This window comes from Vibrio sp. Isolate34 (genome assembly GCF_022397915.1).
Lineage (GTDB): Bacteria > Pseudomonadota > Gammaproteobacteria > Enterobacterales > Vibrionaceae > Vibrio.
In genome coordinates this window covers 12,701-24,864 of the sequence record NZ_JAKEUO010000022.1, presented here as the reverse complement: position 1 = coordinate 24,864, position 12,164 = coordinate 12,701, and the positions used below count along the sequence as shown (strand labels likewise).

General features: G+C 44.2%; 9 protein-coding genes. 5 read left to right on the top strand and 4 right to left on the bottom strand.

The annotated features are described in order from the left end of the window. Window positions 1–98 precede the first annotated feature (98 nt). Together nrdA and ubiG are read right to left on the bottom strand one after the other, a co-directional pair. Window positions 99–2,381: a class 1a ribonucleoside-diphosphate reductase subunit alpha gene (gene nrdA, locus L1D22_RS19005; protein WP_048659581.1), complete on the bottom strand. Its 2,283-nt coding sequence runs from the start codon at window positions 2,379–2,381 to the stop codon at window positions 99–101. A gap of 517 nt (window positions 2,382–2,898) precedes the next feature. Continuing rightward, on the bottom strand, window positions 2,899–3,645 hold the full coding sequence (gene ubiG, locus L1D22_RS19000; RefSeq protein WP_176680947.1) for a bifunctional 2-polyprenyl-6-hydroxyphenol methylase/3-demethylubiquinol 3-O-methyltransferase UbiG: 747 nt from the start codon (window positions 3,643–3,645) through the stop codon (window positions 2,899–2,901). A 258-nt stretch (window positions 3,646–3,903) separates the two neighbouring features. On the opposite strand from ubiG, the gene gyrA reads away from it, so the two are divergent. Further along, window positions 3,904–6,573 carry a DNA topoisomerase (ATP-hydrolyzing) subunit A gene (gene gyrA, locus L1D22_RS18995; RefSeq protein WP_239830865.1) on the top strand — a complete coding sequence of 890 codons (2,670 nt, stop codon included), beginning with the start codon at window positions 3,904–3,906 and terminating at the stop codon, window positions 6,571–6,573. 173 nt (window positions 6,574–6,746) lie between these two features. Next, window positions 6,747–7,376 (top strand): tetratricopeptide repeat protein, encoded by a 630-nt coding sequence (locus tag L1D22_RS18990; protein ID WP_239830864.1) that lies wholly within the window; start codon window positions 6,747–6,749, stop codon window positions 7,374–7,376. Between the two features lie 39 nt (window positions 7,377–7,415). Here the strand turns inward: L1D22_RS18990 and L1D22_RS18985 are convergent, their stop codons facing one another. Both L1D22_RS18985 and nrfA read right to left on the bottom strand, forming a co-directional pair. Beyond that, a complete protein-coding gene (locus L1D22_RS18985; RefSeq protein ID WP_239830863.1) occupies window positions 7,416–7,760 on the bottom strand; it encodes a rhodanese-like domain-containing protein in 345 nt (114 codons plus the stop codon). 125 nt (window positions 7,761–7,885) lie between these two features. Next, window positions 7,886–9,316: an ammonia-forming nitrite reductase cytochrome c552 subunit gene (gene nrfA / locus L1D22_RS18980; protein ID WP_239830862.1), complete on the bottom strand. Its 1,431-nt coding sequence runs from the start codon at window positions 9,314–9,316 to the stop codon at window positions 7,886–7,888. Between the two features lie 482 nt (window positions 9,317–9,798). On the opposite strand from nrfA, the gene nrfB reads away from it, so the two are divergent. The 3 genes from nrfB to nrfD are packed head-to-tail and all read left to right on the top strand — an operon-like array spanning window position 9,799 to window position 12,050. Further along, entirely contained in the window at window positions 9,799–10,383 is a 585-nt protein-coding gene (gene nrfB / locus L1D22_RS18975) for a cytochrome c nitrite reductase pentaheme subunit (RefSeq protein ID WP_123301150.1), read from the top strand. Between the two features lie 3 nt (window positions 10,384–10,386). Continuing rightward, window positions 10,387–11,073, top strand: coding sequence for a cytochrome c nitrite reductase Fe-S protein (nrfC, locus tag L1D22_RS18970; RefSeq protein ID WP_017632059.1), 687 nt, complete (start codon window positions 10,387–10,389; stop codon window positions 11,071–11,073). A gap of 2 nt (window positions 11,074–11,075) precedes the next feature. Continuing rightward, entirely contained in the window at window positions 11,076–12,050 is a 975-nt protein-coding gene (gene nrfD, locus L1D22_RS18965; protein WP_239830861.1) for a cytochrome c nitrite reductase subunit NrfD, read from the top strand. Window positions 12,051–12,164 lie beyond the last annotated feature (114 nt).

Genomic DNA, 12,164 nt, shown 5'->3' with positions numbered 1-12,164 from the left:
CCTCAAATCCTTTAAAGACCCGTAATAAAACGGACCCTGTTAATGCTTTAAACCCAGAGAAGATAACTCTTCTCTGGGGTCTTAATGTTTATTGCGGTTTAGATCTTACAACCGCCGCCTTCACAATCTTCTTCCGGCACTTGAACTGCATCGCCTTGGTCGTCTTTAGCACCATCACGAGTGTTATGGTAGTAAAGCGTCTTAACACCGTACTTGTACGCTGTTAGTAGGTCTTGAAGCAGCTTCTTCATTGGTACTTTACCGCTGTCGTAAACACTTGGATCATAGTTAGTGTTTGCAGAGATAGCTTGGTCAACGAATTTCTGCATGATACCCACTAGGTGTAGGTAACCGTCGTTAGAACCAATGTTCCAAAGCAGCTCGTAGTTCTCTTTTAGATTTAGGAAATCTGGAACAACTTGCTTCAGGATGCCGTCTTTCGATGCTTTCACTGATACGTAACCACGTGGTGGCTCGATACCGTTCGTCGCGTTCGAGATTTGAGACGATGTCTCAGAAGGCATAAGCGCTGTTAGCGTAGAGTTACGCAGACCGTGCTCCATGATCTCTTCACGTAGAGAATCCCAATCGTAGTGCAATGGCTCTTCACATACTAAGTCGATATCTTTCTTGTAAGTATCGATTGGCAGTAGGCCTTTCGCGTAGTTGGTCTCGTGGAAAGATGGGCAACGACCTTGCTCTTTCGCTAGTTCAACAGATGCTTTTAGCAAGTGGTACTGAATCGCTTCAAAAGTACGGTGAGTCAGGCCATTTGCACTGCCATCAGAGTACTTAACACCATTCTTCGCTAGGTAGTATGCGTAGTTGATAACACCTACACCTAGAGTACGACGGTTCATTGTCGATTTGTATGCAGCTGGAAGCGGGTAGTCTTGGTAATCAAGAAGTGCATCTAGAGCACGAACAACCAGCTCAGAAAGCTCTGCTAGGTCGTCAAGTTCATTGATTGCGCCAAGGTTGAACGCTGAAAGCGTACAAAGTGCAATTTCGCCTTCGTCATCTTCTACGTTAGAAAGCGGCTTAGTAGGAAGCGCGATTTCTAGACATAGGTTCGATTGACGAACAGGGGCAACTTCAGAATCAAACGGGCTGTGTGTATTACAGTGGTCAACGTTCTGAATGTAGATACGACCAGTAGAAGCACGCTCTTGCATTAGCAGAGAGAATAGCTCAACCGCTTTTACTGTTTCACGCTTCACTGATGGATCGTTTTCGTACTTAACGTATAGCTCTTCGAAACGGTCTTGGTTTTCGAAGAACGCATCGTAAAGGCCAGGTACGTCTGAAGGTGAGAACAGGCTGATGTTGCCACCTTGAACAAGACGAGAGTACATAAGCTTGTTCAGCTGTACGCCGTAGTCCATGTGACGAACACGGTTCTCTTCAACACCGCGGTTGTTTTTCAGTACTAATAGAGACTGAACTTCACCGTGCCATAGTGGGTAGAACACTGTTGCTGCGCCGCCACGAACACCACCTTGAGAACAACATTTTACTGCTGTTTGGAAGTATTTGTAGAAAGGAATACAGCCAGTGTGGAACGCTTCACCATTACGGATCTCAGAACCAAGTGCACGGATACGACCTGCGTTGATACCAATACCAGCACGTTGAGATACATAACGAACAATTGAGCTTGCTGTTGCGTTGATAGAATCAAGGCTGTCACCACACTCGATCAGTACACAAGAACTGAATTGACGAGTAGGCGTACGTACACCTGACATGATCGGTGTAGGTAGAGAAATCTTAAACGTAGACGATGCGTCGTAAAAACGTTTGATGTAGTCAAGACGAGTCGATTTCGGGTACTTAGCGAATAGACACGCAGCAACTAAAATGTAAAGGAACTGAGCACTCTCGTAGATTTCTTTCGTTACACGGTTTTGCACGAAGTATTTACCTTCAAGCTGCTTAACCGCTGCGTAAGAGAAGTCTAAGTCACGTTTGTGGTCGATGTACTCGTCAAGCTCGTCGAACTCAGCTTTCGTGTAGTCTTCCATTAGGTGGCTATCGTATTTACCCATATCAACCAGTTTTGCAACGTGGTCGTATAATGCAGGCGGCTCGTATTCGCCGTACGCTTTTTTACGTAGGTGGAATACAGACAGACGTGCTGCTAGATATTGGTAATCAGGAGTCTCTTCAGAGATTAAATCCGCTGCCGACTTGATGATAGTCTCATGAATGTCAGTAGTGGTGATGCCATCGTAAAACTGAATGTGAGCTTTCAATTCTACTTGTGATACAGAAACATTGTGCAAGCCTTCAGCTGCCCATGTAATCACGCGATGGATCTTCTCTAGATCGATCGTTTCTTTGCGCCCGTTACGCTTGGTAACAGTAAGTTGTTGGTTCATTCTGCTTAATTTCCCTAACAAAACTGAACAAGGCCGTGTTTTTGTGTATTTCTGTGTAATTTTTGTAAATTACGTTTCGGCTTTGTGATCTTGGTCTACCCATACATTGTAGTTCAAACACAACATATAGGGGTCATTTGTTTGTTGGGTTACAAGATAGTGCTACAACTGATATTTTTCAAGGTAAAGAAATTGGGTTGCTTGTGGATAAGTGGTGGATTGAAAAAAAACTGTAAGTGACCACTAACTGATGAGGTTAGATGTGACTTGATTGTATAAAAGTCGGCTTTTAAGGATGCTTTATTTTTGCACTCCCATAAAAAAAAATCCCTTGATCTTTGGACAAAATGAGCGATGGATTTTGGGTGATTAAAATTAAATCTAGGTGGTCAAAATGGAAGCTAGCGCACGAAATTTAGACTGAAAAAAGTCGCAAACTTATGTTAATTGCAACTCTTTTCATTAGTCTTTTTTACAAAAGGTTTTACGGTAGGGATACTGGTAATTATACGAGCAGTTATTGGGCGAAATTTTGAGTGTGAACGATGTAGTTTACATCGACATTGTGGCCCAAACGGTAGCTGTCAGTCAGTGGGTTATAGTGTAGGCCAGTGATGCCTAGCTCTTGCAGTGGTGTGTTATCAATCATCTTGATAAGTTCTGCAGGGCGAATGAACTTCTCGTGCTCGTGAGTGCCCTCAGGAACAATCTTAAGCAGCTTCTCTGCGCCAACAATAGCGAACAGATAAGATTTGAAGTTACGGTTCAAGGTAGAGAAGAACACATGACCACCCGGTTTCACTAGTTTTGAACATGCGCTAATCACAGATTGTGGATCAGGAACGTGCTCTAGCATTTCCATACACGTCACCACATCGTAAGTTTGCGGGTTCTGTTCTGCATGGTCTTCGATGGTGCTCTGGATGTAATCTAGCTTGGTGCCTGTTTCTAATGCGTGAAGACGCGCCACTTCTAGTGGTTCCTTACCCATATCTAGGCCAGTGACTACTGCGCCCTCAACAGCCATGCTTTCAGCCAAAATGCCGCCACCGCAGCCAACGTCGAGTACTTTCTTACCAAATAAACCTTCGGTTTTTTCTAGCACGTAATTTAGGCGTAGTGGGTTGATTTGATGTAGAGGCTTAAACTCGCCTTCCAGATCCCACCAGCGCGACGCCATGTCTTCGAATTTTTTGATTTCTGCTGGGTCTACGTTCTGTGATTTAGTCATAATCGGCATTTCCAAGTTAAATAATGCATCCATGAAATTGCAGGCATTATAACTTGCCTTTTCGCCCTGACCAGAAGATCTACAATTTTGCTAGTTTATTGGATGTAAAGTGACCATGTTTCAGCAAGATATGATGCGGAGGTGCAATTTCTCATCAATTGATTGGCTACAAGGGTCACAAGATGGTAAAAGGAGAGGGAAAGTGATGCCTCCGTAGGTAAATTTGTGTTATATTTTTCGGTCTTATACGTATTCAAAAATACGATCTGACTATAGAGGGAAAATGGCTCTATGAGCGATCTAGCGAAAGAGATCACGCCCGTAAATATTGAAGATGAGCTTAGAGGTTCATACCTAGACTACGCGATGTCCGTCATCGTTGGTCGTGCCCTTCCAGATGTGCGTGATGGCCTAAAACCTGTACACCGCCGCGTTTTGTTCGCGATGAATGTACTAGGTAATGATTGGAACAAACCATATAAAAAGTCTGCTCGTGTAGTAGGTGATGTAATCGGTAAATACCACCCACATGGTGATAGTGCTGTATACGATACTATTGTTCGTATGGCGCAACCGTTCTCACTGCGTTACATGCTAGTTGATGGCCAAGGTAACTTTGGTTCTATCGATGGCGACTCCGCGGCTGCAATGCGTTATACCGAAGTTCGTATGGCGAAAATTGCTCACGAGCTCCTGGCTGACCTTGATAAGGAAACTGTGGATTACGTACCGAACTACGATGGTACAGAACAAATTCCAGCAGTACTTCCTACAAAAATTCCTAACCTATTGGTAAACGGTGCTTCTGGTATCGCAGTAGGTATGGCTACCAACATCCCACCACATAACCTTGGTGAAGTTGTTGATGGCTGTTTAGCATTTATCAATAATGAAGATATCACTATTGATGAGCTAATGGACTATATCCCTGGTCCTGACTTCCCAACAGCAGCACTTATCAGTGGTCGTAAAGGCATCGTAGATGCATACAAGACTGGCCGCGGTAAGGTTTACATGCGTTCAAAAGCGGATATCGAAGTAGAGAAGAATGGTAAAGAAACCATTATCGTTACTGAGATCCCTTACCAAGTAAACAAAGCTCGTTTGATCGAGAAGATTGCTGAACTGGTTAAAGATAAGAAAGTAGAAGGCATCAGTGCACTACGTGACGAGTCTGATAAAGACGGTATGCGTATTGTTATTGAATGTAAGCGTGATGCAGTAGGCGAAGTGGTTCTTAATAACCTATACGCTCAAACTCAACTGCAAACGACTTTCGGTATCAACATGGTTGCGTTGAACAACGGTCAACCACAGTTGTTCAACATCAAAGACATGCTTAAGTGCTTCGTAGACCACCGTCGCGAAGTTGTGACTCGTCGTACTATCTTCGAACTGAAGAAAGCGCGCGACCGTGCACACATCCTTGAAGCATTGTCTCTAGCACTTGCTAACATTGATGAAATCATTGAACTGATCAAGAGCGCTCCAACACCAGCAGAAGCTAAAGTTGGTTTAGTGTCTCGTGGTTGGGATCTTGGTAACGTAGCTTCAATGCTTGAGCGTGCAGGTACTGATGCGGCTCGCCCTGATTGGTTGGAAGACCAATACGGTATCCGCGATGGCCAATACTTCCTAACGGAAACACAAGCACAAGCTATTCTAGAACTTCGTCTTCACCGCCTAACTGGCCTAGAGCACGAGAAGATTCTAGACGAGTACAAAGCACTTCTAGAAGAAATCGCTGAGCTAATGCACATTCTTGCAAGCACTGAGCGTTTGATGGAAGTTATCCGTGAAGAACTTGAAGCGGTACGTGAAATCTATGGCGACGAGCGTCGTACAGAAATCACAGCTGCAGTTCATGACATCGACATGGAAGAGCTGATTGCTCAAGAAGACGTTGTAGTAACGCTTTCTAACGCAGGTTACGTTAAGTACCAAATCCTAAGCGACTACGAAGCTCAGCGTCGTGGTGGTAAAGGTAAGAGTGCAACTAAGATGAAAGATGAGGATTACATTGAGCGTCTGCTTGTTGCTAATACTCACGATAACATCCTATGTTTCTCTACTCGTGGTAAGACATACCGTCTGAAAGTTTACCAACTGCCATTAGCAAGTCGTACTGCTCGTGGTAAGCCTATTGTGAACATTCTTCCTCTAGAAGAAGGTGAGCGTATTACGGCTATCCTGCCTGTTTCTGAGTTCTCTAACGAGAAATTCATCTTCATGGCAACAGGCGACGGTACTGTTAAGAAGACATCTCTGGATCAATTCGCAAACGTACGTGCTAACGGCCTAATCGCTGTTAACCTACGTGACGACGATTCACTGATCGGCGTTGACATCACTAACGGTGATAGCGACATCATGCTGTTCTCTAAATCGGGCAAAGTTGTTCGCTTTAACGAGGACAAAGTACGTGCAATGGGCCGTACTGCCTCTGGTGTTCGTGGTATGAAGCTTCCAGAAGACGATCAAGTGGTTTCACTGATTGTTCCTTCTAACGAAGGCGATATCCTAACTGTGACTCAAAACGGTTACGGTAAGCGTACTGAGCTAGCTGAATACCCAACGAAAGGCCGTGCAACGCAAGGTGTAGTATCTATCAAAGTCTCTGAACGTAATGGCCCAGTAGTTGGCGCTGTTCAAGTTGAAGAAGGCGATGAAATGATGATGATCACCGACGCAGGTACACTAGTACGTACTCGCGTAGCGGAAGTAAGCCAAGTTGGTCGTAACACTCAAGGTGTAACACTGATTCGTACTGCTGAAGACGAGAACGTTGTAGCTCTACAACGTATCGACGAAGTAGAAGAAGCTGAGATTGTAGAAGGCGAAGCTGAAGAAGCAAATGCTGAAGCAGTTAATGCAGAAGGAACAGTGGCTTCTGAATCAAGTGAAGAGCAAGCATCAGATGCTTCTGACTCTGAAAGTGATAGCGAGCAAGACACTGAGTAATCTCAATTACGCTAAGTAATTAAGCTTACTATTGAAAAACCGGGCCTAAGTGCTCGGTTTTTTATTGTCTGTAGTTTGTGGAGAATCGTTAAATACCAATAGCTATACCTTGATCAAGTTTGCTTCGTGGCGAAAGAGGTAGAGTGAATGGGCGGATAAAAAGGGAGAGTAAAATGGATATCTGGTTACTGGTTGCTTTGTTATTGATGAGCCTATTTTTGGTGGTGATTGTCGTTGCATCAAACAAAAACAGTAGTAGCCTTAAGGGGAACCTTCTTATATCACTCACCGCAGTGCTACTCAGTGGCATTATCTGGTTTCAAATGAAGCAAGAGCTGCCTCAGCCTCCTTCCAGTGACAACGCAAGTTACACCACAACAGATTTCCAAGATGAGTTGCAACAAAGCCTTAAGCAAGACCCGAATCAATCTGATTTATGGTTTAAGCTTGGTGGTGTTTATATGCAGAAAGGGGAGTTTGATGCGGCGTTTACCTGCTACGATTACGCGATTCGTTTAGATCCTCAAGCACCTTCAGGCTTGTATTCCGCTAAAGCCACCGCACTTTATTACCTCGGTTCACAAGCGATGAGTGATGAAGTAAACAGACTGCTAGAACAATCTATGGATCTTGATCCGAACGATCGAACAGCCTTGATGTTAATCGCGACCGATCACTTCATCAGTATGCGCTATCAACAAGCGATCGATGCTTGGACTCAAATTCTCGACTCTAATCAGAAGGGAATTGATCGTGTCTCAATTATTCATTCGATCAACCAAGCCAAACAGATGATCCGTTAAGCTTGGCATAATCGCTAGTCGTTAATCGTTTGTTTTTAGCTATTTGCTTTCCTGCATCTCAATCAAGCCACCTGCGTTGTGGATTTGAGTAAACCCTTGAGCTCGCAAGAATTGATAAGCTTGCCCTGAGCGGTTACCACTACGGCAATACAAGACAATCGGTTGGTCTTTATCTATGCTTGCGAAATGAGTTGCGACCTCGGATAGTGGGTAGTTAATGGCGTTGTCGAGATGCCCTTGTTTGAACTCCTCAGGTGTTCTGACATCAACTACCATTGCACCTTTCTCAATTAAATCCCAACCTATGTCTGCGCGCTCAGACGCATGAACGCCAGAACTTAACAGTGCAACGCACAATGCTGAAAGTGAAAATAAGGTTTTCATTGTTTATTCCTTGAATTGGCGAGTAGATCGGAGGTAGGTATTGATGTGTATTCCTCCAAAACCTAAAAAACCAGCCACACAATAATAGTGTGACTGGTTTTGTTGTTATGGTCTATTTGAAGAAACTAGTATTCGTAGTTCGCTTCACGTTTTTCAGCTTGCTCTTCCCACTTAGGAACAACCGTGTCTAAGAAGTGTTGTTTCTCAGCGTTCATCTTATCCATGTCCATTCCCAGCGCTTTTTGAGCCGCTTCTTTGGTCGAGATATCAGGAATTTCGATAGGGTCGGTGATACCTTTCTTCGCGAGTAGACGAATGATCTTAGTACGAGCATCGGCTGCACGGTCAACGGCAGTACCTAGAACCTCAAGCGCAACTTCTGGTGCATGCATGTGAACACCATGAGACGCGATTGCGTAGTCCCAACGCCATTGAGCGTGACGAATATCCAGTAGGATTGGCTCCATCTCTTGCTCTGTTGCACCCGCTTCCCATGCCGCGCCAGCTTCAAAGTGAGCGGCAACGATTTGTTTCTCAGCTGTCAGCTTCATGTTTAGCACTTGAGCTTTACGGCTTGAAACGATGTTACGCATGGTCTCTTTCGATTGAGTATGACAGTTAGCACACGTATCTTCGAAGCGGTCAAACGGGTTACCCACTTTATGGTCGGTGTAAACTGTGCCGTCTTCTTTGGTGACTTTAGGCATATGACAGTCAGCACAAACGACTTTGTTCTTACCGTGAATACCTTCACGCCATGTTTCATAGCCAGGGTGCTGCGCTTTTAGCATTGGCGCTTTAGAGACCTTGTGCGTCCAATCCTTAAAGTTGATGTCATCGTAGTACTCTTCCATTTGCTCAACACGTGTCCCTTTGTCCCAAGGGAATTTCACGCCTTTGGTTGGGCCGGTGAAGTAGTATTCCACGTGGCATTGTGCACAAACTGAAGCTTGTTGGTCTAAACGGCTCTGTTCATCAAACTTTTTACCAATCGCTTCGAAAGCGCGTTCAACATAAGGGCGCGTCACTTTCAATGCTGGCTCGCCGTTTTTGAACTCATCGCTTTGGGTGTCATGACAGTCAGCACAACCAATAGGGTTGACGATCTCGTTACCAAGACGTGCCCACTTACCTTCGAAGTAGCCGTCTTCACCGCGTTCTTCAATAACACGAGCAACGTCTGGGCTCTTACAGCTCCAACACGCCATTGGCATTGGACCTGAGCTTTCGTCAGTCGGACCGCCAGTACGCAAGGTCTGTCTTACATCGTCAATCGCATAAAAGTGGCCGCGCGCTTTGTTGTAGTCTTTTGCGAACCCATAGCCAGCCCACATGATCACCATGTTTGGATCTTCTTTTAGCGCATCTTCAATAGTTTCACTTTCTGACGTTTGTCTCCATGAGTGATATTGATCAGGATGGTTTTGCTCGAACTGGTCGTTACGAGGATCACCAATTTCTTTTTGTTCAGACGCAGCAAAACTGGTCGCGCTTGCTAGTGATGCGCTAACCATTAATAGTGCTGTGACGGAATTACGTATCCAGTGCTTTTTCACAGTGATATCTCCAATATACTGATTTTTATACCAAGCGTTGTGAGTTTGCTATTCAAATTAAGAACTGGAGAATTCCTGTTTATATTAATTCATAAATAAACACATTTTGTTACGTGTCGGAAGTTTGCTTGTTTTAGATCAATTAATGGCAGTGACTTTAATCACGTTGAAGTTTATATAACCCTAAAGGGGTATATGCTAGCTAGTGGAGGGAAGTTTAAGTGATAATTATTATCAAATATAACAAGCAATTACATGCTATGCCCTTGTGATAAATAGGGTGATTATGTTCACATATTAACCTTTGTAAATTTCGCATTACCCAATTAGAGGTATATTCTAAATATAGAAAGCGTTGTGGCTTATCCAAAATAAGAATTGATATCATTTAAACGTTAATAATATCGTTTAAGGGTACTTTTGTTTAACCGGAATATTATTTAGTTGAGAGTTAAATAATGCCGGTATAAGGAAAGGATAAAATGGGCAATATTAAATTGGCCATAGTCATAATGCTTAAATCCCTTCTAGCATTCTGCCTCTATGGTTATTCCATTCATGCTGTTGCTGAGCCTGCTGTTACGCCAGTAGGAGAATCAACAAGACATGAAGTCGAATTAATCCGCGACAAAGACTACAAGTGTGTTCAATGCCACAAAGATTCCAAAGAAACGATATTGGGTTCACATGGTAAGAGCGCACACGCTTTACTTGGTCGTGAAGTGAATTGTACCGATTGTCATACCTCTATCGGCCCCGATCACCGTGAAGGTGCACCTGAAGTGGTGAAGTATCGCGCGGCCCAATCACAGCAAGGAACTGAAAAGGTCTTCCTCGATCCTAGCTTAATTTTAGACGCCAATAGCCAATGTATAGATTGTCATAAACCGGATGATCTGCGTGAAGCGAGCTGGACTCACGATGTTCACGCACAGAACTTAACGTGTTCAAACTGCCATGATGTTCATGCGACCGAAGCTAAGGTGCTGAGCTTAGATAAAAAGCAAACCATTAAGCTGTGCGTGGATTGCCATTCAGACTTCAACCAGAAGAAAGAAGGGGAGTAATCTATGAGCTGCTCAAGAAGAAACTTTTTAGCTGGCGCAGGCGCTGTGATCTTTACGACTGGTGTTGCAGGAACGGCGGCGGTAACAAGCCGTAAAACGTTGGCTAATGTTCAGGAAGATGGCACGAAGCGCTACGGAATGGTTCATGATGAGACCGCATGTATCGGTTGCACTGCCTGTACTGAAGCGTGTCGTGAAGTAAATAAAGTGCCAGAGGGTGTATCACGCTTAGAGATCATTAAGAGTGAACCTCAAGGCGAATATCCAAATGTTGATTACCGTTTTACCCGTAACTCTTGCCAACATTGTGATAATGCTCCGTGTGTGATGGTTTGCCCAACGGGTGCAGCCTACAAAGACGAGAAAACCGGCATTGTTGATGTGCACAAAGAGAAGTGTGTGGGTTGTGGTTACTGCTTATTAGCTTGTCCATATCAAGTGCGCTTTTTCCACCCAGAGAATAAATCCGCTGATAAATGTAACTTCTGCCGTGATACTAACTTGGCTCAAGGGAAGTTACCTGCTTGTGTTGAATCTTGCCCAACCAATGCGCTGATATTTGGCGACCTGAACGACCCTAAGAGTGAGATAAACCAAGTGCTTCAATCGGAAGTGGTTTACAGAGATAAAGCCTACCTAGGGACTCAGCCAAAACTCTATAAAGTGCCACACCAAAAAGGGGAGATTTGATTATGAGTGCATGGGACACAGCTTTTCAGTCTGGTACCGTGGTATGGGACTGGATTATAGCTATTTATCTATTTCTGGCGGGGATGTCGGCGGGTGCCGTCATGATTTCCATTTACCTTAAACGAAAGGTCATTGAAGGCGATCCTGCTCATAATGGTGTGTTAAAGGCGACCGCTTTTCTTGCGCCATTTGGGATCATTTCAGGTCTGTTGATCTTGGTCTTCCACCTAACAAAGCCGTTATCCTTTTGGAAGATCATGATCTTCTATAACCCAACGTCTGTGATGTCGATGGGTGTGATCTTATTCCAAGTATATATGGTGATCTTATTCCTTTGGATCGGCATTATATTCCGAGATCAAATCGTTGTGTTCTTGAGTGACCAAGCTTGGTTAAAAGGACGACTCGATTTTGTCGGAAATTGGATTGGCAAAATAGAGGTGTTTGAAAATGCTTTGGAAATATTCTTAGCTATTCTTGCTCTGATGCTTGCCGCTTACACTGGCTTCCTGCTTTCGGCGTTAAATACCTTCCCAATGCTGAATAACCCAGTGCTGCCGATTCTATTCTTATTCTCGAGTTTATCTTCGGGGGCTGCTGCGTGTATTTTGTTTGGCGTTTTGGTCTTCAAAGAATCGCCACACAGCATCAGTGTTTCTTGGATTCATGGATTTGAGCGTCCGGTTGTCATGTTCGAGTTGTTTGTTCTGGTGACTTTCTTTACTGGGCTGGTATTTGCTGGTGGACAAAGCGAACAAGCAGTGTGGAATGCAATTGGCAGCGGCTTCTGGGCAAGTTGGTTCTGGTACGGCGTTATTGGAGTGGGCATGGTTTTACCCTTGTTACTCAATGCCGTCACGCCAGACTCTATTCGTCATAGTTCGGTGTATATCTTTTCCGTGACGTCTTTGAGCTTAATGGGCGTGTTAATGCTACGAACCTTTGTCCTTTATGCTGGGCAATTAACACTCGCTTAATTCTGCTCAAGTTTGTTAGTAAGCAGGTGCTGGATACTGAGCATCTGCTTACTCATTCTCTGTTTCTTTGCGTAAAGAAGCTAACAACGGTTTTACTTGGCTCTGCTTAAGTGG